Source organism: Serratia sp. HNCC26DJ206 (assembly GCF_057180605.1).
On record NZ_JBXUGP010000019.1, the window covers coordinates 1 to 22,765 of the forward strand.

Below are 22,765 nucleotides of genomic sequence, written 5' to 3' on the forward strand. Positions count from 1 at the left end.
CAACCGCGCCTTCAAGTTACTGGCCTGTGACTACAGTTTTCTACAGGACGGGCCTGACAGCGGCAGCCATGGGCGCAATGTTGTCTGCCGCTTTATGGCGCTTAATGACGATATCGTCTATCGCCCGTTGTGTGTTACCCCTCGGCCACAGGTGCCCGGCGTTCAGAGCGCTACCGTGGTTGGCGCACGTGAATCGGAGGTTCATACCGACAAGTTTGCGCGAATCCGCGTTCACTTCCATTGGGATCGCTATAAAACCACCGAAGAAGACAGTTCCTGCTGGATCCGCGTGGTCCAGGCCTGGGCAGGTAAAGGCTGGGGCGTCCTGGCCATGCCACGCGTCGGCCAGGAGGTGCTGGTCAACTACGTCGATGGCGATCTGGATCGACCAATGGTCACAGGGATCGTTTACAACGGGGAAAACCCACCGCCTTACCGCCTACCTGAACAGATCAATTACTCGGGCTTTGTTTCCCGTTCACTGCGCTTTGGCCAACCACAGCATGCCAGCCAACTGACCTTCGATGATAAACGCGGTAGCGAGCGGGTCATGCTGCATGCCGAGCGCGATTTACAGAAAACCATCGAGCGCAACTGCGCCACCGCCGTTGGCCAGGATCAATATGAAACGGTAGAGCGTACCAAAACCGATTGGTTCAGCAATCATGTCTCGTATAAAGACGTCAACTTTTCGGTAACCGGCTTTGATGTGTCTGCCAAAGGGATGGGTATTTCCGCCACTGGCGTCAATTTTTCGTTAACCGGCCTAGGTACCAGTCTAACCCTGATTAATACCTCTTTTACCGGCGTTAATACCTCATTTACCGGAGTGAATACGTCGTTCACGGGCCTGAGTACCTCCTTCACCGGAATGAGTACCAGCATGACCGGCATGAACACCTCACTGACCGGCAATAGCAATTCCTTTACCGGTTGCAGTAACAGCATCACCGGCAGCAACCACAGCATCACCGGCATGAACAGCAGCATCACCGGTAAAAATACCAGTCAGACCGGCGAGAGTACCAGCATGACCGGTGAAAGCGCCTCCTTTACCGGCGTCGCTTTCAGCTGCGTAGGAAGCAGCACCAGCCAGACCGGTATCAGCATGAATACTACAGGATCTGTTACCAGCGTTACCGGCTGCAGCGTCGGTATGACTGGCAGCAGCATCACGACCACTGGCAGTAGCATCAACACCACGGGTTGTAGCGTAAATACTGTCGGTAGCAGCATCAGTACTACCGGAAGCGTCGTGAGCGCGGTCGGTTGCAGTATCAGCAACACCGGTAACAGCATCAGCAACACCGGTTGCAGCATCAGCAATACCGGGTTGGGCATCAGTTATACCGGCATGCAGTACTCGGACAAGGGTGTCGATCTGAAGACCGTCGGCATGCAGATGAAGAATTAAACAAGGGAAAAAGATGCGCACCATTTATCCACAACAGTTGGTGATACTGAAAAACAGCTACCAGATCGGGCGGGAAAGCCATATGGGTATCAGCGTTGTCGCCGGTTTTTATTTATCAAAACCCGGCCACTTCGTGACCTCCCCTCAGATCTGGCATGCTTTGCAGACCGCCCCCCGTTCATTCCAGATGTTGGACTGCGCGGAACCCAAGCCGTTTGCCGAATATTTATTGGCCGGGCACGCTGGTATCGGCGAAAAGGTTCGCACGCTAGATGTTCAGGTTAAGGTGGGGTCACTGTCGCGTCGCTGGCGTATTGAAGGCGAAAGTCATAAAGCAGGCATACAGACCAAACCATTTAGCCGTATGCCGATGGATCATACGCAGAGCTGGGGTGGAAAAGGCTGTAAAGAAAACCCATTGGGCCGCGGCTACAGCGACAGCAGCAACCCTACGCTGATGTCGATAGGCTTTGACGGGGCAGCGATCGTCCGTTCTCCGCTGGCGGCACCGACCCCAATCCCCCATGATTTTCAACTGCGTAAAACCTATTTGGATAACGTCTCCTCTTCCATGAAGGATAAGCATTATCTGGAAACCTATTTCCCTGGGTTGCCACCGGGTATCGATCACCGTTATTTCCAGATGGCACCACCATCACAGTGGCTGAACACCGCCGAATGGCCCGATAGCGTTCCTTATGAGCTTCAGGGTTTTCGTCCCAACGGCGCGGTATTGGCTGGCAACTTCCCTGCCGTGCGGGCACGGGCTTTTATCTGGCCGCAAAACGAATCTCTGTCACAAGAGCTGCCGCTACAGCGCAAAACCCTGTGGTTACTGCCGGACCAGGACGTCGGCCTGTTGGTCTTTACCGGCAATGTGCCACTCACCCACCTGTTTGATGAACCGGTGCAAACCCTGCTAGTCGGGTTGGATGGCGTCCAGTCGTTACGTGAAGCTGAACATTATCAACAGGTTTACACCCGCCGTAGCGTAACAGGCGCGCAGAGTTTTGCCTTCCTGAACGATCAGGAACTGATGCCCGTTGACATGCCGCTGAACGTAATTCGCGATTTGGCCGATCATCCCTATTCCAAACGTTACCAAGCCACCCCACAACCCGCAGAAGTGAGTCAACGCTTTTATCAGGAGATACGCGAAGCCATCGAACAAAATCAGCAGCAACAGCAACCAGAACTCCCTCAAAGCGTCCAGGCACCGCCTGCAACAGACGGAGAGGCAGGAACCTTGTGGCTACAGCGCAATGAGGACAGCGCAAAAAATCTCACCTTCAGCGGCACCGACTTCTCGGCGTTGACGCTGCAAAACCGGCATTTTCGCTATTGCACCTTTAACCATTGCCGCTTACTGGGTACCACACTGGCCGATTGCACCTTTGAGTCTTGTCAGTTCATACACTGTCAGATCGAAGAGGCACAGTGGCGTAACGTGCATCTGAGCGGGTGTTTTATCAACCACACCGTCTTCAAAAATACCCACCTCGACCATTGCCTGTATGAGAAGGTCACCATGGAATCCGCCCAGTTCCTCCAGTGCCGTTTCACCGATTTTCGCTGGCAGCACTGCACTGTCAAACACGGGGATTTCACCCACAGCCAGTTCGAGCAATGCACGCTGGACGGCAGCTTTTTCTCTGAGACCCTGTTCAACCAATCCCAACATAACGGGTGTTTATTGACCTCGTGCATTTTCGAGCAATGTAGCGGCTTAGAGGCCAAATTCGTCGACAGCACGCTGGAGAAAAGCTCGTTCATCGACAGTAACTGGCGAGGCATAAGCTTTACCCGCTGCCAAATCTACAGCTTCACCACCGGCCTTGGGGTCGACTTATCAGAAAGCCACTTTGAGCAATGCAGTATGGAAAAGGTGGGATTCACTAAAGCCAACCTACAGGCCAGCACCTTCAGCCACTGCTCACTGCTGGAAGGATGCTGCGATAAAGCCAACCTGGATCAGGCCACCATTACCTCTTGTGATATGGCACTGCTGCGCCTGAAGGATGCCTGTCTGACGCGCAGCCTCTGGCAAGCCACCAGTCTGCAACAGAGCATGCTGTATAACGCCGATCTGCGTGATACCTGCTTTCAGCATTGCAACCTGATTGGTGCCAGCCTGGCTATGACCAGCCAGAACCTGGCCACCCGCTTTGAACAATGCCTGCTTGAGAAAACCCATTGGCTTCCTCGGCGCTACAAAGTGCCCGCATAAATTGGCCTTCTGACAGGAGAACAGAATGAGCGAGTTAGTAAACACGGCGATCCCGCCGAAAGAGCCACGACAGATCGTTGGCAAGCATTTCAAGGGCCGCACGCTGAATCACGTGTTGCTTTCAAAGGTCTATTTTACTGATTGCAGCTTCTCGGATCTCGTCATCAACGGCGGCACAATCCGCGATTGTCATTTCGAAAACTGCAGTTTTACCCAGGTTAAACTGCAGGCTGGCGGCAGCCTGGAGCGCTGCACATTCCGCTACAGCCATCTGCACCAGATTGATGCCAGTGATTTGTCTGCCTATCAACTGAGCTGTGTAGAAAGCCAATGGCGGCAGTGTGCGCTGCACCGCTGCCAGATTGAAAGCTGGCTGTTGGCCAATTGCCAGATGGAGCAGATCCACTGGCAGGATCTTCAGCTTTCTTATCTGACCGTTGCCAATACGCTTATCACCGATCTGAAGATGCTCGATGGCAGCCTGCAAGACGCCAGTTGGTATGGCAGTGCGCTGTCGCAGGCCGATTGGCAGCGGGTGAATATTCTCCGCCAGGTGATGGGATGTTGCACGCTGAACCAGTGCCGCTATCAGGAGATCAGCGGTGAGACCCTGGTCTGGAGCGATTGCCAACTGACGCAAACCGATCTGCGCAAGTTACCCCTGCAAAATGCCAGTTTCCACAAGACCCTGTTGATGAAGTGCCAACTGAGCGAGAGCAACCTTAACTCGGCACGGTTCAGTGAGGCCACCCTCGAACACTGTGACTTTACGTTGGCACAACTGCAAGGAGCCCGCTTTGTCGATGCCAAACTGAGCGCTTGCAACCTGAATGCCGCCAATTTGCAACAGGCTTCACTGCTGCGTGCCCAGTTGGAACGGTGTGATTTAACCCAGGTCAATCTAAGCCGGGCCGATCTGCGCAGCTGCAACCTGCGCACCTCATCGTTGCAAGCCTGCAAAATATACTCAACCCGGCTGCACGGCGCACAGCTACAAACGCTGGATACGCCATTAGCCTTGCCGGATCCGTTACTGGTGCAGATCGACAGTTGGTATGACCTACACCAACCAGGGCCGCAAACCCAATCATCTTCTATTCCTTCAGGAGCTAGCCGCTATGTCTGAACTCATTCCCATTGTCACCACTCGCCACACCACCAGCGCGCACCGCCCTTCGCGCATACGAACAAGAATCGGCAGAGTACACCTGGTGCCCACCATCATCACAGACCATGTCACGCTGGACGATCGCGGCCAGCTCTGTCTTCAGCATCATACGGCGTTAACGTTGGTGACGGCAGCCAGTTGCCTGGTGCAACCGCAGGCCGGCGATCTGGTGAGCGCCGTTTTATGTCAGCGCCAAGCGTTTGTCACCGCCGTTCTGCAACGCCAACAGCCGGAAGCCCCCTTGATGCTGAACAGTGGCAACGTGCCGTTGCACCTGCTGGTGCCGGCCTTGGAGATCCACAGCCCTGAGCGCGTCGAAATCCATACCGGCCACTTCTCCTTGCTGGCGCACACCAGCCAATGGGTAGCCAAAACCCTGCATCAGGTGGTCGATACCCTGTTCGTTAAGGCGAAACATGCCCATCGACAGGTGGAAAATACCGATGAAATCCAGGCCCGTCATATCAACCAGCAGGCGGAGCAAAGCTTAATCATCAATAGCCGAATCGGTTCATTAAATGCCTCTGCCGTGCTGAGAATTGACGGCGGGCAGATCCATATGGGGTAAGCCAAATGACTGCGAGCGATAACGATAAAGCTGGGGTGAGCCATAACGCCGTTTCTCCCATGACCATAGCACCGGGGCCAAACGATGCCCCTAATGCTACGGCTGTCTCCAGTGCTACAAAATATTACCAATCAGGTGGACATCCGTTGACTGGAACTTCGAATCGCCCGTCCACCGTGGACTATGGCGCAGGCCAGGGTGCCGCTAGTGGGACAAGAGATAGCACTTACACACCGCTTAATGGATCGGCAAAAGTCACTTACGGAGGGAGTTATGCCACACGTCTGGGAGACTCAGGTACCACCAACAACGGCAACGCTGTGGCGACTCAAATGGTACCCAGCCAAACCAAGTGCTTTATCAATGCATAACCTATTACGACCTCTTCATTTATTCACCCTGGCCGGATGGGCACTACTCAGCGGTTGCAGTTGGTTTTCCTCCGCACCGGAAATTCCGCCGCAGCAGCGGCAAATCGTGATGCAACTGAATGCCGCCCCCATCATTAACCCCGGGCCAAACGGCCGGGCACAGCCGGTAAAAATCTGCATCATCGAAACCAACCTCGATGGCTGGTCTCCACCAGACCTGTACCAAGGGACCCCCTGCACCGCGATCAATACCGGCGGTGAGGTTGTCAGCGTGAGTCAATACATCCTGGCGCCCTTGGAGACGCGCCAATATCTGCGAGAAGTCCCTTTCGATCAGGATCGCTGGCTGGTGATTGCCGCTGAATTTCAAAACATGAACGAAGGGAAAAACCTCATGCAATTGAAGTCCGTTGCCCGTACTGATTTCAAGCCCGTGGTCCGCGTGGATGGCAGTAACTTGACGCTGCTTCCGAACCTGGCCACAGACGTTTCAAAGGAAGAATAATATGTTGCCTAAACAACGTGTTGCCTGGGTAGAAGGGATGCTGATGGAACCCCAGCACTTCCAGCAGCAGGAACGTTACCTGGAACATCTCATCGATATGCGCGCACGCAGTATGGGTGCGCTAGCCTGGGGGTTCCAGGCGCTGAGTATTAATCAAGGATTGCTGGATCAGGGCAAATTCGCCTTGAACCAGGCCAGTGGTGTGTTCCCTGACGGCACCCCCTTCCATATGGGGGACAGCGAGCCGCTACCGCTGCCTTTTGAGCCCGGAGAGAACTGCCAGGGCAACGTGATCTGTCTTTCCGTTCTGATGGATATCCCTGGCAACACCTACATCGATCTGACCGGGGGCAAACAGGGCAGCCGATTTACCGCATTGGATGCGGAAGTCCAGGATCGTAACCATGGCATTGCCGCAGAGGGGACACCGCTGATCGCTACCCTACAGCTCGGGCAGCTCCAGACCCGGCTGAATCTGCGCGGCGCGGTCAGTGATGCGGAGTCCATGCTGCCGGTTGCCTTTATCAAGGAACGTACCCGGGATGGCCGCTTGATTCTGGACGACAAGTTTCTGCCACCGATGCTGGATTTCCGGGCGACAGGCTGGCTGGAAAATGCCACCACCGAACTCCTTGGCCTGATAGTACAACGATTGGAAGCGGTCTACCGCCCGGATGTCCCGCTCTCCATGGGCGGTTTATCCGAACTGCTGGAGTTGTTATTGCTGCAAACCCTCAGTGAATACAATCTAAAACTCTCGCATATTCTGACGCAGCGCCAGATTCATCCAGAATGGCTATTCCAGCTACTGTTGGGGCTGCTTGGCCGGTTGAGTACCATTCCGGGGGGAGAGAAACCCTGGGCGCGGCCAGATTTGCTCTACGCTCATCACGAACCTCACAATGGCTACTTCTCTCTCTTCGCCGCCCTGCGCCGCGCGCTGTCGCTGGTGATCGAAGCCCCGGCGGTCGCTCTGCCCTTTGTTGAACGCGGCGATAACATCTATCTGTGCCAGAACGATACCCAACTGCGGCTGGAGAAACTGGTCTTTACCGTCAGCGCAAAACTGCCCGCAGACACCATACGTGCCTACTTCCCGGCGCAAACCAAACTGGGCCCCGTCGAGAAAATCGTTCAGTTGATCGACCTGCAACTCCCGGGTGCCAGGATGATGCCAATGGCTTCGCCGCCAAGGCATATCCCTTATTACCCCAACAGTGTCTATTTTGAGGTTGACCATTCCGACCCGATCTATCAGGAGATGATGTCGGGCACCGCCATCGCACTCAGTATCGTTGGTGACTTCCCTGAATTGCGTTTTGAAGCCTGGGGATTAAGGCAAGGGAGAATCGGATGAATGATTTTGAACGCCAGATCCGTGAGGCGATTTCAGCCGCGCGCAATGGCGCACGGCATGCGGAACAATCGTTAACCAACCCGATCTGGCAAGCCAAAAGCAGCGTGTCATCGCTGAGCGGCATTATCCCGAAAAGTAGCAAGTCCTCACGTTCACAACCTGACGCAGGGGAAGAAGATAGCGAAGCCGTGGAACCGACGATGGCCGGTTATTCAGCCGATAACGATGTTGCCGCCACCGGCGGCATCGCCAGAATGCCGCCATCGCAGGCTAAAAACTACCGGGTAATCCCCGATCGCCCTGGCGTGGTATCTGGGACCTGGGATAACCCCTATATCGCCGCTGCGATGCCGCTGCTATTGCTAGTGGAACGCTTCCGTTCACATTCCGAAGCCAGAGTGGCCGAAATCAGGCCACCTATCGTCAGGGAAATTCAGTATTTTCAGCAGCATTTGCAGAAAAAAAACTGCCCGGTGGACGATATTCACCACCTCTCTTATCTGTGTTGTACCTACATCGACGGTATTTTCTCGGGCCTGCAAAGCTCTGAATCGTTCAACCAAAGTTTGCTGGTGGAGTTCCATCGTGATGCTTGGGGCGGAGAGGACTGCTTTGAACATCTGCAAGGGTATCTGGCATCACCGAAACAGAACCGGCAAGTACTGGAGTTTTACGATCTGATCCTATCAATGGGATTTGAGGGTAAATTCCGCATGATCGAACACGGTGCAATGCTGTTGATGGATCTGCGTAACCGCCTGCATATCCTACTCTATGCACAGAATGCCACCGAGTCACTGGCTATCGCCCAGGCCGACGTAGGTTCGCCACGGCGAACCTACGTCAAAGCGTTAAAAATTCTCTGCTATGGGCTGATGGTGTGTCTGTGCGCTTACGGTATCAGCGCCTGGTATCTGCACGAGCAATCGAGCAAGATCCGCAGCGATATCCTGGCGTGGGTGCCACCGGAACCCCGCAAGATCAATATTATGGAAACACTCCCCAATCCTCTGTCAAAAATCCTGAATGAAGGCTGGCTGGAAGTACGTAAAGATCCCCGCGGCTGGCTGCTGATCTTTACGTCGGACGGCGCATTCCGCACTGGCCAGGCACAGCTTTCAGAAGAATTCCTGAACAAACGCAATATCGAACGTCTGGGTGAAGCCTTGGCGCCATGGCCTGGCGATCTGGAGGTTATCGGTCATACGGATAACAAGCCTTTCCGCAATAACTCAGGTAACTCAAATATCAAACTTTCTGAAGCCAGGGCCATCGTGGTGGCTGACAAGCTGCGGGAGTCCACCAATATCAATCAGACACATCAACGTGAGATTAGCGCTATCGGGCGTGGTGAAAGTGAGCCACTTGCCGACAACGCCACGGAAGAGGGCCGCCGCCGCAACCGGCGTGTCGACATCCTGTGGAAAATCGGCCAACGCGATGCCGAACAGGCGATGAAGGAATTCATCGATGGCAGTACCCCCGTACTCTTGGATACCAATAGACAACAATAGGGATCGTTATGATACGCCGACTTCTGATTTTGATGATCGCCCTGGTGCTCTGCTATGTCGTTTGGTGGGTGGGCCCACTGATTGCTATTGGCCCTTATTTCCCGCTGGGCGGAGTTTGGGTTCGTAAAATCATTATCATACTTATCCTGTGTTGGGCACTGTGGCCTTTCGTCGCGGTTTGCCTGGGCTGGGTTTTCCGCCATGTCCGAGCGCCGCTGCCACAGCGCAAGAAAAAAACGGTGCAGTTGGATCGCGTTTCCACGCGTTTTTATGATGCTCTGCGCACACTGCAACATGTCAGCCTGGCAGGCCAGAAAACACGCTGGCAACGCTGGCGCGAACGCAGGAAGCGCCACTATATTGATGAAAAACCCTGGTTCTTGGTCATGGGCCCACCAGGATGCGGGAAAACCTCGCTGATCTATGAAAGCGGCGAACACTTTTTGCTGTCAGAACAATATGGCCTGGCACAAACGAGCGACGTTGGGCCCACTCAAGACTGTAACTGGTGGCTGACAGACCGTGCGGTTTATATCGATACGGCTGGCGAATGGATCCTGTTACACGGCCAAAGTGAAGAAGCAGGTCTCGCAAAGCAAAAACTGTTCTCGATGATCCGCAAGCATCGGCGTTATCCCGGTATCGACGGGATCATTCTGTGCCTGGATGCCGAAATGCTGCTGCATGCTTCCCTGACCGAGCGCAAGTCGTTGGCGGATACGCTACGTGTTCGCATTCAAGAAGTGGCGGCCAGTTTCCATACGGATATCGCCGTTTATCTTCTGCTGAACAATATCGATAACCTGCCAGGCAGTGAGGCATTCCTTTCCCTGATGAGTGAAGACATTCTGGCCGAAGGGTTCGGTATCAGCCTGACCTGCAACGAACAGAATCATAATGACTTTGCAGCCGATGAAGCCCGCTACCGAGAGTTACAGGCTAAAGTCAGCCGCTACGTCCTGGAAATCCTTCATGATGCGCCAGACATTGAAGTGCGCCAGCAACTGCTGTTGTTTACAGAAAGCCTGGGCGCACTGCAAAAGCCACTGTTTCATCTACTCGAACAGGTATTCCCAGCCACACCGCTGGGTTATTCCGGTTGTCTGCGGCAATTTTGGTTTGGTAGTACCCTGACGCTGTCTTCTTGGGAAGACACCTTAGAAACGCGTCCAATCGGGCCGATCTACCACCCCGCACTAAGCCATGCCATCACCGAACGTGGGATCCTACATTCTTCAGGGCCGCTGCCGTTGCGTAATCGCCTGATGCTGATCGGCCGCTATCTGCTGGTTCTCCTGCTGTTGTGTATGACATTGCTGATGCTGGGAGCCCGCTACTTCTGGGAGTACGACTATATCGCTTATGCCTCGGCGCGGTTTGAAGAGACCAAACGTATCGTGCGAGATATTCCTTTAACCAGCCAAATTAATGACGATCTGGTTGCCGCCTTTGAGCAATTGGGCTATATCGGTACGCAGTTCCTGGAAAGTACCCCTCCGCTGCTGACCCCCTACTTTGAACACCGCCTGCTCAACCGGGTAATGTTGCAAACCTATCATCGCCATCTGAACAAGATCTTCTGGCCTGCGGTAGAGAATTACGTCACCAACGAATTGCGTAAAGAGATGCTGTCTGGCAACGACGACGGATACGACACCCTGAAAATCTATCTGATGCTCGGCCACCCGGAGCGCCGCTCGCCGGAAGCGTTGGAAAACTGGTTCATGAACCGTTGGAATGATTTTGCCCCGCAGGGTTATACCCTCAGCGAGCAGAAATTGTTCAGTTACCATCTGCGGGAACTGTTTGACGACACTTCTGCCAGCGCGCCAAAAGCCAAAATGGACGATGAGTTGATCCGCACGGCGCGTATCAAAGCCATGAGGATCCCAATCCATATTCGGGTCGTCCAAGGCATTCAGGACAAACCGCTGCCGCCGCGCATTGAAAATATTACGCTGGCGGATATGGCAGGCCCAAGCGTCGCCCTGATGCTCCGCCGTAAAAGCCCAAGCACCGTGACCGATCAGGCAATCCCAGGTTTTTATACCCGAGCCGGCTATCACGACGTGTTCCTCGCCCAACTGCAAGATGACGCAGAGGCCATGATCCAGGAACAAAGCTGGGTGCTCAGTGATGGCAAAGACTCCGTCAGCCAGGTCAACCTGCTGGCAGCAGCACAGAAGCTATCCGATGAAGCGCGGAAGTATTACCTGCTGGAGTACGCCAACCAATGGGATACATTCCTGAATGATATCCGCGTCCGCCCAATCAATAATCTGGATGATGCGGCGCTGTTAGCACGACAATTCTCCGATCCTTCCTCCCCACTCGCCAATCTGGTGCGCTTCGCCACGCGAGAAACCACGCTTAACGCCGACAGTAAGGGAGATGTGGCCGGTTGGTTCGATACCCAGCGCAACAAGCTGAACCAGACGCGCCGTAACGTGATTGACCAGATGTCCGGCGAACGTTCACGCTTCCGGTTGACGCCAGAGAAAAGTGTGGAAGACCGCTTCGAGCTACTGCGGCGGCTGGGCAACCAGTTACAACAGGCCTCAACCAGTAACAGCGATCCTCTCGCCAGTGCCTTCGAGCAGATCTACAACCAACTGATTACGCTGTCAGTATCGCTGCGAGCGGGCCAAATCCTGCCCAAAAACAGTGATTTTAACCGGTTGCAGATCGACATGGCCCGCCAGCCAGAACCGGTGCGCAGCGTGATGATGGATCTGCTGTCAACCGGCCAAAACCAGAGCTTGCAGCAGAGCAAGGAAAACCTGGGTAAAGGCGTTTCCTCTATCGCCTCGGACTTATGCAATAAGACCGTCAGTGGACGCTATCCTTTCAACCGTTCCGCCAGAGAGGAGATCGGCATCGCCGATTTCAGCAGGATGTTCAGCCAAGCGGGTGCCATGCAAAACTTCTTCGACCAGAATCTGGCACCTTATGTCGATACTAGTGGCAGTAGTTGGAAGGTTAAGCCAGAGAGTGCCGGTGTGGTGACATCAAAAACCCTTGGCGCATTCGAACACGCCTCTCAGATTCGTGACTCTTTCTTTGACGCTTCTGGCAATATGGCTATGTCTATGATTATTAGACCGATATCCTTGTCCCCCACTATTCTGGAAGCCGTGCTGGATGTGGATGGGCAGGTGCTCACCTACAGCCACGGCTACAGCCAACCAATGCGCGTTGACTGGCCAGGACCAAAGGGCGGGGTTTATATCCGCCTGACGTTCAAAACACAGGGCGGAAAAGTCGAAACGGTCAGCTTTGACGGACCTTGGGCGATTTTCCGCATGTATGACGCCAGTAACCCTGTGAGGCTCAGCAGCAATAGCCGCGAACTCACCATAGCCATGAACGCGATCGGTGGATTTTTCAAAGTAGAACTCAGCTCAACCATGAAGGACTACCCGCTATGGTCGCAGGCGCTGAGTCAATTTTCGTGCCCCAAAAACCTGTAACCATAATAAAGGAGATATCAAATGCTTGATCCGAAAACGATAAAAGATGTTATGCAGTCAAGTTCAGGCCTTGGCCAGCAAGCCCAGTCTGAGCTACAGCAGCCTTTTGTGAAAGGCATGCAAAATATGGAGATGTCAGGAGCAGATGCTGCGCGCAGTATCATGCAATCGGTAAACCAGTCATGCCAGACCATGATGGATGATATGAACAAAATCCTGAGTGGGGTGCAGGATAATGTCGATGCTCATCAGAAAATGCAAAGCGAAGAACGGCCGAAGGACTTCGAAACCGCCATGAATGACTTACGGGCCACCCTATCCAATGGTTTTCCTGAGGAGATGAAAAACATGTTTGATAAGGTGCCTAAAATCTAATTGGATCAACCGATAAGGCAGAGAGGGTGACCTCTCTGCTGAAGTTGATGACAAAGTGTTTTTTTAGCCCGAGATACCCGGGCCTAGCGCACCGAGGGGCGCTCCGGCGGCTTACGCCGCTACGACCCCTCCGGCACGCTCTCCCTAATAACGGGCTTTGTCAGCACTCTGAGCAGAGAGGGTAGGCCTCTCTGCTTCTAAAAATATCAAGGTCGATCAAACACCGAGCTGTTCAAGCCGCGATCCTGCTGATGGCGCTCCAACGCCAACTCGATCAATATCGTAATCAACTGGGTATAACTTACCCCGCTGGCTCCCCACAGTTTCGGGTACATGCTGATATTGGTGAACCCTGGCAGCGTATTGATCTCGTTGATAATCACCTGATTATCTGGCGTCAGGAATACGTCGACGCGTGCCATGCCCAGGCAATCCAAGGCGTTGAACGCCTGCAAAGCCACATCGCGGATTTTGTCGCTGATCGCCTGATCGAGTGCCGCAGGCACCACCACCTGAGCGCCCTGCTCGTTAATGTATTTGGTGTCGTAAGAGTAGAACTCATCGCTTAACACGATTTCACCGCAAACGCTGGCCTGCGGCCGATCGTTACCCAACACCGCACATTCGATCTCACGGCCAACAATCGCCGATTCCACCAACACTTTGTGATCAAAGCTGAATGCCAGCGCGATCGCCTGTTCAAATTCGGCCAAGTCGTGCACTTTGCTGACGCCAACGGAAGAGCCCTGGTTGGCCGGTTTAACAAACAGCGGCAACCCCAGCGCCTCCGTCAATTGCGCAAAACCGTATTGGTGGCGGTTGGCACGCGTCAGCGTCACAAAAGGGGCGATCGCCAGCCCGGCATCGCGCAACAGGCGTTTGGTGACGTCTTTATCCATGCTGACCGCCGAGCCCAGCACCCCCGCACCCACAAAAGGAATATTGGCCATGCGCAGCAACCCTTGCAGAGAACCGTCTTCCCCCAGCGTGCCGTGAACAATCGGGAACACCACATCGAGCTGGCCCAGCGCACCGGCACCATCGGCGGCAATCAGCTGTTGTTTCTCCTGCCCCGGTATCAGCGCGACATTTTTATTGGAATGATTGAGCGCAATCAGCGCCGGGTTTTCCGCATTCAGCAGGAAATTAGAGGCATCGTTAATGTGCCATTGCCCTGTTTTATCAATCCCCAACGGCGTGACGTCAAACTTCTCTTTGTCGATTGCATCCAGAATATTTTTTGCCGACTGGAGCGAAACCTCATGTTCCGCCGATTTACCGCCAAAGATCACCCCAACACGTAGTTTAGTCACGCCGAAAATCCTTCTGAAAAGTCATGGCAAAAAAGCCGCTAATTACAATAAACGTATTGGCTGGTGCCAGCAATCCTGCGGTCAGGAAAATTCCTGTGTCGAGGAATAGCAAACTCCTCCCCTGCAAAGCGTATATAATTCACCGACAAATCGCTTATGGATTGACACTAAAGGAAATGATCGGGTGAAAGAGATTGTCATCAAAACGCCGGAAGAGATTGCCAAAATGCGCCACTCTGGTGCGCTGTTGGCCAAGGTGTTTGCTATGCTCGATGGGGCAATCCGCGAAGGCATCACCACCATGGAGATTAACGATCGCACCGAGGCGTTTATCGTCGATGAATTGAAATCACGCCCTGCCAGCAAGGGCCAGTATGATTTCCCTTACGTGCTGAATACCTCGATCGACGATGTGATCTGCCACGGCATGCCTTCGGCCAGTAAAATTCTGCGTTCCGGCATGATCGTCAACGTGGATATCACGCTGGAAAACAGCGGTTTTATTGCCGACTCCAGCAAAATGTACGCTATCGGCCAAATCACTCCGGTCGCCAAGCGGCTGGTAAACAACGTGTACGAGGCAATGTGGCAAGGCATTCGCGCGGTGAAACCGGGGGCAACTCTGGGGGATATCGGCCACGCGATCCAGTACCACGCCGAACAGGCCGGGTACAGCATCGTGCGGGAATATTGCGGCCACGGCATTGGCCGCGCCATGCATGAAGGCCCGGCGGTGCTGCATTATGGCCAGCCGGGAACCGGCACGGTCTTGCAGGAAGGGATGGTGTTTACCATCGAACCGATGATTAACCAAGGCGATCACCGCATCAAGCAGAAGAAAGATGGCTGGACGGTGGTCACCCGCGACAAAAAACTGTCTGCCCAATGGGAGCACACCGTGGCGGTTACCGCAAGCGGGGTAGAAATCCTGACGCTACGTGACGAAGAGCGTCAGGCCGGGTATGCAGAGCGCTACGAGATAATAACAGGGAGCTAGCCATGACACAGTCCACAAACCAAGCATTTATTGATCGGCTCAAGAATATCGTTGGCAACATGCAAGTGCTGACCGGCGAGCGCAACACCGAACGTTACCGCAAGGGCTTCCGGTCCGGCGAGGGTAAAGCATTAGCCGTGGTGTTCCCTACCCGCCTGCTGCAACTGTGGCAGATCCTGCAAGCCTGCGTTGATGCCGATAAAATTGTCATCATGCAGGCCGCCAACACCGGTTTAACCGAAGGTTCCACGCCCAGCGGCAATGATTACGATCGCGAGATCGTGATCGTCAGCACCCTGCGGCTCGACCATATCCAGGTGCTGGATCAGGGTAAACAGGTGATCGGTTTCCCTGGCAGCACGCTGAACAAACTGGAAAAGTTGCTCAAACCCTATGGCCGTGAACCGCATTCGGTGATCGGTTCTTCATGCATCGGTGCTTCGGTCATCGGCGGCGTGTGCAATAACTCCGGCGGCTCACTGGTCAAACGCGGCCCGGCCTATACCGAAATGGCGCTGTACGCCAAGCTGGATGCCGATGGGCAGTTGCGGCTGGTCAATCATCTGGGGATTAAGCTCGGTGATACGCCAGAAGAGATCCTCAACCGTTTAGAGAAAGGGGATTACCGGCCAGAAGATGTTGAATACGGCGAACTGCGCGCCTCCGACAACGAATACGCCAGCCGGGTGCGCGACGTCGATGCCGACACCCCTTCGCGCTTCAACGCCGATAAACGCCGTTTATACGAAGCCTCCGGCTGCGCGGGCAAGCTGGCGGTGTTTGCCGTACGTCTGGATACCTTTGCCAAAGAAGATAAAGAGCAGGTGTTCTACATCGGCACCAACGACACGGCGGTGTTGACCGAACTGCGCCGCCATATGCTGAGCAAGTTCGAAAACCTGCCGGTGGCTGGCGAGTACATGCACCGCGATATCTTCGATATTGCCGAAGTGTATGGCAAAGACACCTTTATGATGATCGACAAACTCGGTACCGACCAGCTACCCCGTTTCTTCACCCTGAAAGGCTTTGTGGATGCCCGCCTCAACAAGCTGCCTTTGTTACCGCACAATCTCACCGACTGCGTAATGCAAAAGCTCAGCAAGCTGGCGCCCAGCCATCTGCCAAAGCGGATGAAAGAGTATCGCATCCGTTTTGAGCACCATCTGCTGCTGAAAATGTCGGGCCCTGGGGTGGCAGAAGCACAGCAGTATCTGCAAAGCTACTTCGCGCAGGCCAACGGAGATTTCTTCGTTTGCACACCGGAAGAAGGCAAAAAAGCCTTCCTGCACCGCTTCGCCGCTGCGGGTGCCGCCATACGCTATCACGCCGTTCACAGCAAAGAAGTGGAAGACATTCTGGCGTTGGATATCGCTCTGCGCCGCAACGATAACGAATGGTTCGAAACCCTGCCGCCGGAAATCGACGGCCAGCTGGTGCACAAACTGTATTACGGCCACTTTATGTGCCACGTGTTCCATCAGGATTACGTAGTGAAAAAAGGCGTCGATTGCCATGCGTTAAAAGAACAGATGCTGGCGATCCTCGATCGGCGTGGTGCGGAATACCCGGCCGAACATAACGTCGGCCATCTGTATCATGCCAAACCGGACTTGCAGGCCTTCTATAAAGAGGCCGATCCCACCAACAGTTTTAACCCCGGCCTTGGCAAGACCAGTAAGCAGAAGTTCTGGGGCGATCGTAGCTGATAATTCGCGAGCGTTAAATGCAAAAACCCCTTATGCCGCAATAGCATAAGGGGCAATAACAGAACAAAATGCAGACTTCAGAAGAACCAGGAACCATACCCCCACAGCACCACCGTTAACCCAAGCAGAAGCTCAAGTAACAGGATGCCCATAGCCAACGTCGAACTGGAAAAGATAAACCCTTCTTTGCGATCGATCCCCAGGAAATTCGGAATGCCGATGTACAGCAGATAGGCCGAATAGCTGAGGCCGATAATACCGGCCAACAGACACAGCCAGAGCACCGGATACAGCGCCACTACCCCACTCAGGAACATCGGTGTCGCCACATAACCGGCAAACACCATGCAGCGGTGCAGGCTGGGGCGAGTCTCATAGCGTCGGGCCATCCAGTGGATCGCTTTCCCCATGATCGCCACACCGGCCAGCATCAGCAGGTAAAAAGCAATGGCGGTATAGAAAGCGGTAAGCATATCCAAGCGGATTGCGTGTCCGCTGCCCGAGAGCCAGCCTAGCCGCGTGGTACCGATATAGGCACAGATCACCGGTATCAACGCCATTAACAGAACGTGGTGGGTGTACAGGTGCGAGATGCTTTCATTCTCGCTTTGAATGTTTTTGAACTCGGTGCGGGGATGCGCCAGCAGTCCCCAAACATGATTGGCCATGAAACACCTCCTCATTTCACCGCAAAGCGCAAGCGGCGAATCATTAACATCTTTAACGGATAACATACCGCGTGAGGATGGCGGCCACGGGGCACCTCCCCTGTATCCAGTATAGTCTTTGATTGAAAAAACGTACGCAGCAGCGGCGAAGAGCCAAATAACGCGATACAGTTACCCCCCTGCAATGTTAAGTAATAAGTGTATAGTCAATATGTTGCACCACTTTACTGGAGGGACTCTATGTCAGCTAAAATCCGCACCCGCCAAAGCGGGATTAATCAAGTTCAGGCCGGGCAGAACGTGATGGTGATTGAACCCAGCAATCTGTACGGTTGCCAATTGGGTGACGATGTGTTCGTCGGGCCATTTGTCGAAATCCAGAAAAACGTCAGCGTAGGGGCACGCAGTAAAGTGCAATCCCACAGCTTTATCTGCGAATACGTCACTATTGGTGAAGACTGCTTTATCGGCCATGGCGTGATGTTCGCCAACGATCTGTTCAAAAACGGCGCGCCCAACGCCGATCCGGCCAGTTGGGGCCGTACCAGGATCGGCAACCGGGTTTCCATCGGTTCCGGCGCTACCGTGCTGTCCGTTGAGATCTGCGATGATGTGGTGATCGGTGCCGGTGCAGTGGTCAGCAAAAATATCAGCCGTAAAGGCATTTATGCCGGTAATCCGGCCAAACTGTTGAGGGAGCTTGATTAGTTGAATCAGGTGGTTGGCATCACGTTGATTGCCGTTATGTTTACGCTAAGTTTACTTCCCTCCGGCAATAATGATAACCGTTATCATTTAATGCCAGGATAGGAAAAAAGATGCGCCGATTGTTTTTAATCACGTTGATCCCACTAATAGTGGGATGCAGCGCTAAAAAACCTGTCGAGAACCCGGTAAAATTAACGCCGGAAATGGCTAACCAGCAGAAGATAGCGATGAAAATGGACGACGACACAGTTAACAAACTGCACGCCATACTGGCGCTGCACGCGGCGGTTCCTAAAGCCGATAAAGGCCAGACGATCGATCTGCTCTCGCAGACGTTCCTCGGTACGCCTTATGTTGCCAATATGCTGATCGGCTCGGCCAGCACCCCAGAACAGCTGGTGATCGATTTTCGTGGGTTGGACTGCTTCACCTACCTGGATTACGTTGAAGCGCTCAGAGAAGCCACTACCGACGAGCAGTTTATCGAGAACCTGATTCAAACCCGCTACGTGAAGGGTGAGATCGATTTCCTGCATCGCAAACATTTCTTCAGCGATTGGGCGCAAAAAGAGCAGATACTCGCCGACGATATTACCGCACAGCTTAGCCCGAATGCCGTCACCGTCGTGAAACACCTCAATCGTAAAGCCGATGGCGAGGCTTATCTTCCCGGCCTGCCGGTGGTAGAACGCAGCATTACCTATATCCCCAGTGAATTTGTTAACGATCGGGTGATGAGTCAGTTGCAGACTGGTGACTACATCGGCATCTACACCAAACTGGCCGGGCTGGACGTTACCCACACTGGTTTCTTTATTATGACGCAGGATGGCCCGGTGCTGCGCAATGCCTCTTCGCGTAAAGAGAATATGCAAGTGGTGGACTCGCCGTTTAGCGCTTACGTAATGAATACGCCAGGCATTGTGGTCTTGCGCCCGCGTTAAGCCCAGGGGGCCATCTGAGTCAGTTTAACAGCGAGGTTGGCTGGGATGGAACGCATACATGCTCGGCAAAAATTCCGCACCTGGGCAGGTGTTAGCGTCCAATCAATCTCTGTTAAGTCAATAATCTCGGAATCTATCCATGTATAGAAAATTGACGTTCGCCATGATGGCCTGCTTCCTTTCCTTAACGCTTGGTGGGTGTGTAGTCAGCGTTCCATCTAGGCCCTGGTTTGAGGGGGACACAGATTGGCCCAGCGCCTATCAGGTCAAAGTTGAAAGAAATGGCAAGCAAGAAAGTATCGAAATCATAATAAACATAACCTGTGCCGACGAATCTGCTTTGTGGATATATCTATACGCACACAACTACAGCCGGGCAAATCACAACGCTCGAATTCCAATAATGTACTCGCATCAAAGAGCTTATATAGAAAAGGAAAACGGAGAACGCATCATCTCCGATTCGGAATTTTACGATAATCTCAGCTCAAAAACGGGAGGCATACCATCTAAACGGTGCAGTGGCACAACCTCCTCCGCAGGTAGCAGGGGCCCCGTAACCTACTCAGCATTGTCGGCAAAAACCATGGACCTGAATGGTGAACAGGGTGGAATAGTCCTTCGATTTGAAACAGCGCCACCCGTTCGAGGTTCGCGGTGGACTTTGCACCTTGGGCAGTTAACTGTTGATAACAGCAAAATTAATATTCCGGAAAAGATCATAGTTCTCAAAGAACAGCAATGGCACACGCAACTTATTCAATAGCGGGCCAGTGTAGTCCACCCTATGTCCACGGACGGATTACGCCAGAAACTCAAGCAAAGATGCCGCACGACACAATGCCCCTTTGCACAGAGAAAATAGACCCATGCCGGATTCGGTGGTTATTAGCTATGCCTCTTTATACTGAGTAATCGTTTGACTTCACCCTAAAGCCGGGGTTATCTATCAGCACCAAACCTACTGATTTCATTGTTTTTTCAGGGAGATTCCTATGACCATAACCTGGCGTTTTACCGCCTTGGCGGCAGCACTGTCAGTAACCCTGCTGTTACAGGGCTGCGATCAAAAAACCGATCAAAACCATATCAAAGTCGGTGTGATTAACGGTGCCGAACAGGATGTGGCGGAGATCGCCAAACAGGTGGCCAAAGAGAAATATGGCCTGGAGGTAGAACTGGTCGGTTTCAGCGGCTCACTGCTGCCCAACGATGCCACCGATAAAGGCGAACTGGATGCCAACGTATTCCAGCACCGCCCGTTCCTGGCCCAGCAAAATAAAGATCACGGCTACAAGCTGGTGGCGGTTGGCAATACCTTTGTATTCCCGATGGCGGGTTACTCGAAAAAAATCACTTCAGTGAAAGAGTTACAGGATGGTGCGGTGATTGCTATCCCCAACGATCCTACCAATTTGGGCCGCGCGCTGCTGCTGTTGAAAAAAGTCGGGCTGATCGATCTTAAAGAAGGTAAAGGCCTGCTGCCGACCTCATTGGATATCAGCGCCAACCCGCACAATTACCAGATTATGGAGTTGGAAGGCGCACAGCTTCCGCATGTGCTGGACGATCCAAAAGTCGCCGTCGCGGTCATCAGCACCACTTATATCAATCAGATCGGTCTGACCCCCACCAAAGACGGCATTTTTATCGAAGATAAAGAGTCGCCGTATACCAATATCGTGGTGGCCCGCACAGACAATAAAGATGCGCAGAACGTGCAGAGCTTCGTCAAAGCCTATGAATCCGATGAAGTAGCCAAAGCCGCAGAAAAAATCTTCAACGGCGGTGCCGTAAAAGGTTGGTAGTGCCTAGTGCAGGCTCCGTACGTGAGCCTGCAGCAATCTCCCCCGTCTTTCTTCTTGACCCTTACGCTACGTCAGGCCTTATACCTTATTACCTGAAGCCGCAGGAGGTAACCAAATGCTATTAAAAGTGGGCGAACTGGCGCGCCGTTCGGGAATTACCGTCAGAACGCTGCATTACTACGACAGTATTGGTTTATTGATCCCCTCTGCACGTTCCGACGCCGGGTATCGTTTGTATAACCGGGCTGATATTACCCGCTTGCACCATATTCAGGCCTTGCGCCGTATGGGCGTCACGCTGGCAGAAGTCGGAGCGCTTCTGGCACGTTCGGGGCTGGCGCTACCCGCCGTTATCGAGCAGCAGATTGCCATGCTCGATCGGCAATTGGTGCAGATCACCGCGTTGCGTGGCCGGTTGCAGCATATGCATACGCAACTGACCATGGGCAATGAACCCGAATTAAACGACTGGCTGACGACTTTGGAGTCAATGACAATGTACGATAAATATTTTACCGCGGATGAACTGGCACAGTTACCCTTTTATCAGGCCGATGAAGCGCGCAACCAGGAATGGAAAGAAATGGTCAGCAGTGTGCATATGCTGATGGAAAGCGGCATCAACGCTGAAGACCCACGCGCTCAGGCCATTGCACGCCGCTGGATGCGCACGTTGGAGCGCGATACCGCTGGCAATCCCGCATTTCTAACCCGCTTGAATGCCATGCATGCCGATGAACCCTTGATGCGCGAGCAAACCGGTATCACCCCGGCCATGACCGATTACGTGACGCGGGCCTTTGCCGAAACCAAACTGGAGATTTACCGCAAATATCTCAATGAGCAGGAGTATGCCTATGTACGTGCTCACTATTTTGATCGCATGCAGGAATGGCCGGGGTTGATCGCCCGCTTCCAGCAGGCAATGAGAGAGGGAGTCCCCGCAGAATCAGAACAAGCGCGGCAGTTGGCCGCTCACTGGCTGGAACTGTTCCATTCCTATGCAGGCGACAACCCGGCGACCCAGATGAAAATCCGTCAGGCGATGGAACAGGAACCGGCTCTGACTGAAGGTACCTGGCTCACGCCACCTTTGCTGGCCTACTTGCGTGAGTGTATTGCACAACTGATGCAACAGGTGGGATCACGGCCTGCCTCATGAATGTCGCCAGCCTCCAACTATAAGATTATTCTAAAAAATTCGGCGTTATCAGGTTTGAAAGTTGGCAAAAATGAATCAGCATATTCTGATCTGACGACGCTTTTTGGGATTCTATAAAGCACAGGGTTAATTGAAAAACTGATTTAAATCGTTTTTTAAAAAAAATCAGCTCGGTATGAAATTATTACCACAAAAATAAAACAACATAAATTCAACAGGATAATAAAAAAACTCTATTTTTCATTGCAAGAAAATAACAAATCTGCATTGCGTATAGTAAAAAAGCATCTCCCTTAAATCAAAGAAAAATCTTACATTGCGTCCCGCTGGTTGATATTGAGCTTTCAATTAAAACCATATTGTACTTAACGCACTCAATGTTGATGATTTTCATCTCTACTGAATCAACTCCAAATAGCCTTTTAATCAATGGCTATTTGTATCATGTTCAGTACTGAACGGAAACATTAAGGACGTTTCTTAATGA

Annotated in this window: 17 protein-coding genes; 15 read left to right on the top strand and 2 right to left on the bottom strand. The window is 53.1% G+C overall.

Annotated elements, in window-relative coordinates:
- The 9 genes from vgrG to AC2A1E_RS13910 form a co-directional block, all read left to right on the top strand.
- A partial coding sequence (gene vgrG / locus AC2A1E_RS13870) for a type VI secretion system tip protein VgrG (RefSeq protein WP_484384244.1) occupies positions 1-1,414 on the top strand: 1,414 nt, incomplete at its 5' end.
- A 13-nt stretch (positions 1,415-1,427) separates the two neighbouring features.
- The gene (locus AC2A1E_RS13875; protein WP_484384245.1) at positions 1,428-3,641 is read left to right on the top strand and encodes a DUF2169 family type VI secretion system accessory protein; all 2,214 of its coding nucleotides are present in this window, start codon (positions 1,428-1,430) and stop codon (positions 3,639-3,641) included.
- A gap of 25 nt (positions 3,642-3,666) precedes the next feature.
- Positions 3,667-4,767, top strand: coding sequence for a pentapeptide repeat-containing protein (locus AC2A1E_RS13880; RefSeq protein WP_484384246.1), 1,101 nt, complete (start codon positions 3,667-3,669; stop codon positions 4,765-4,767).
- Positions 4,760-5,377 carry a DUF3540 domain-containing protein gene (locus AC2A1E_RS13885; protein ID WP_484384247.1) on the top strand — a complete coding sequence of 206 codons (618 nt, stop codon included), beginning with the start codon at positions 4,760-4,762 and terminating at the stop codon, positions 5,375-5,377. Before AC2A1E_RS13880 ends, AC2A1E_RS13885 begins: the two co-directional genes overlap by 8 nt.
- A 273-nt stretch (positions 5,378-5,650) precedes the next feature.
- Positions 5,651-6,253 carry a type VI secretion lipoprotein TssJ gene (locus tag AC2A1E_RS13890; protein WP_484384248.1) on the top strand — a complete coding sequence of 201 codons (603 nt, stop codon included), beginning with the start codon at positions 5,651-5,653 and terminating at the stop codon, positions 6,251-6,253.
- A 1-nt stretch (position 6,254) separates the two neighbouring features.
- Positions 6,255-7,610 (top strand): type VI secretion system baseplate subunit TssK, encoded by a 1,356-nt coding sequence (gene tssK, locus AC2A1E_RS13895; protein ID WP_484384249.1) that lies wholly within the window; start codon positions 6,255-6,257, stop codon positions 7,608-7,610.
- Complete coding sequence (gene icmH, locus AC2A1E_RS13900) at positions 7,607-9,124, top strand: type IVB secretion system protein IcmH/DotU (protein WP_484384250.1); 1,518 nt, start codon at positions 7,607-7,609, stop codon at positions 9,122-9,124. Before tssK ends, icmH begins: the two co-directional genes overlap by 4 nt.
- An 8-nt stretch (positions 9,125-9,132) precedes the next feature.
- A complete protein-coding gene (gene tssM, locus AC2A1E_RS13905; protein ID WP_484384251.1) occupies positions 9,133-12,594 on the top strand; it encodes a type VI secretion system membrane subunit TssM in 3,462 nt (1,153 codons plus the stop codon).
- Positions 12,595-12,615: 21 nt separating this feature from the next.
- Positions 12,616-12,969, top strand: coding sequence for a DUF6277 family protein (locus tag AC2A1E_RS13910; protein WP_484384252.1), 354 nt, complete (start codon positions 12,616-12,618; stop codon positions 12,967-12,969).
- 206 nt (positions 12,970-13,175) lie between these two features.
- On the opposite strand, the gene ddlA is transcribed toward AC2A1E_RS13910, so the two are convergent.
- A complete protein-coding gene (gene ddlA, locus AC2A1E_RS13915; protein WP_484384253.1) occupies positions 13,176-14,282 on the bottom strand; it encodes a D-alanine--D-alanine ligase in 1,107 nt (368 codons plus the stop codon).
- 184 nt (positions 14,283-14,466) lie between these two features.
- Here ddlA and map point away from each other — a divergent pair, with 184 nt between their 5' ends.
- The gene (map, locus tag AC2A1E_RS13920; RefSeq protein ID WP_484384254.1) at positions 14,467-15,279 is read left to right on the top strand and encodes a type I methionyl aminopeptidase; all 813 of its coding nucleotides are present in this window, start codon (positions 14,467-14,469) and stop codon (positions 15,277-15,279) included.
- Between the two features lie 2 nt (positions 15,280-15,281).
- The gene (gene dld / locus AC2A1E_RS13925) at positions 15,282-16,988 is read left to right on the top strand and encodes a D-lactate dehydrogenase (protein WP_484384255.1); all 1,707 of its coding nucleotides are present in this window, start codon (positions 15,282-15,284) and stop codon (positions 16,986-16,988) included.
- 77 nt (positions 16,989-17,065) lie between these two features.
- Here the strand turns inward: dld and AC2A1E_RS13930 are convergent, their stop codons facing one another.
- Positions 17,066-17,656 (bottom strand): Yip1 family protein, encoded by a 591-nt coding sequence (locus AC2A1E_RS13930; protein ID WP_484384256.1) that lies wholly within the window; start codon positions 17,654-17,656, stop codon positions 17,066-17,068.
- Between the two features lie 240 nt (positions 17,657-17,896).
- Between AC2A1E_RS13930 and AC2A1E_RS13935 the strand changes: the two genes are divergently transcribed.
- The 4 genes from AC2A1E_RS13935 (at position 17,897) to AC2A1E_RS13950 (ending at position 22,278) form a co-directional block, all read left to right on the top strand.
- Positions 17,897-18,364 carry an acyltransferase gene (locus AC2A1E_RS13935; RefSeq protein WP_484384257.1) on the top strand — a complete coding sequence of 156 codons (468 nt, stop codon included), beginning with the start codon at positions 17,897-17,899 and terminating at the stop codon, positions 18,362-18,364.
- A gap of 110 nt (positions 18,365-18,474) precedes the next feature.
- A complete protein-coding gene (locus AC2A1E_RS13940) occupies positions 18,475-19,308 on the top strand; it encodes a DUF1460 domain-containing protein (protein ID WP_484384258.1) in 834 nt (277 codons plus the stop codon).
- 995 nt (positions 19,309-20,303) lie between these two features.
- Positions 20,304-21,116 carry a MetQ/NlpA family lipoprotein gene (locus AC2A1E_RS13945; protein WP_484384259.1) on the top strand — a complete coding sequence of 271 codons (813 nt, stop codon included), beginning with the start codon at positions 20,304-20,306 and terminating at the stop codon, positions 21,114-21,116.
- Positions 21,117-21,231: 115 nt separating this feature from the next.
- On the top strand, positions 21,232-22,278 hold the full coding sequence (locus AC2A1E_RS13950) for a MerR family transcriptional regulator (protein ID WP_484384260.1): 1,047 nt from the start codon (positions 21,232-21,234) through the stop codon (positions 22,276-22,278).
- Positions 22,279-22,765 lie beyond the last annotated feature (487 nt).

Bases quoted from the DNA above. Each gene is read 5' to 3' on its own strand.
- AC2A1E_RS13875 (WP_484384245.1), top strand. From the start codon at position 1,428: ATGCGCACCATTTATCCACAACAGTTGGTGATACTGAAAAACAGCTAC.
- AC2A1E_RS13880 (WP_484384246.1), top strand. From the start codon at position 3,667: ATGAGCGAGTTAGTAAACACGGCGATCCCGCCGAAAGAGCCACGACAG.
- AC2A1E_RS13885 (WP_484384247.1), top strand. From the start codon at position 4,760: ATGTCTGAACTCATTCCCATTGTCACCACTCGCCACACCACCAGCGCG.
- AC2A1E_RS13890 (WP_484384248.1), top strand. From the start codon at position 5,651: ATGCCACACGTCTGGGAGACTCAGGTACCACCAACAACGGCAACGCTG.
- tssK (WP_484384249.1), top strand. From the start codon at position 6,255: ATGTTGCCTAAACAACGTGTTGCCTGGGTAGAAGGGATGCTGATGGAA.
- icmH (WP_484384250.1), top strand. From the start codon at position 7,607: ATGAATGATTTTGAACGCCAGATCCGTGAGGCGATTTCAGCCGCGCGC.
- tssM (WP_484384251.1), top strand. From the start codon at position 9,133: ATGATACGCCGACTTCTGATTTTGATGATCGCCCTGGTGCTCTGCTAT.
- AC2A1E_RS13910 (WP_484384252.1), top strand. From the start codon at position 12,616: ATGCTTGATCCGAAAACGATAAAAGATGTTATGCAGTCAAGTTCAGGC.
- dld (WP_484384255.1), top strand. From the start codon at position 15,282: ATGACACAGTCCACAAACCAAGCATTTATTGATCGGCTCAAGAATATC.
- AC2A1E_RS13930 (WP_484384256.1), bottom strand. From the start codon at position 17,656: ATGGCCAATCATGTTTGGGGACTGCTGGCGCATCCCCGCACCGAGTTC.
- AC2A1E_RS13935 (WP_484384257.1), top strand. From the start codon at position 17,897: ATGTCAGCTAAAATCCGCACCCGCCAAAGCGGGATTAATCAAGTTCAG.
- AC2A1E_RS13940 (WP_484384258.1), top strand. From the start codon at position 18,475: ATGCGCCGATTGTTTTTAATCACGTTGATCCCACTAATAGTGGGATGC.
- AC2A1E_RS13945 (WP_484384259.1), top strand. From the start codon at position 20,304: ATGACCATAACCTGGCGTTTTACCGCCTTGGCGGCAGCACTGTCAGTA.
- AC2A1E_RS13950 (WP_484384260.1), top strand. From the start codon at position 21,232: ATGCTATTAAAAGTGGGCGAACTGGCGCGCCGTTCGGGAATTACCGTC.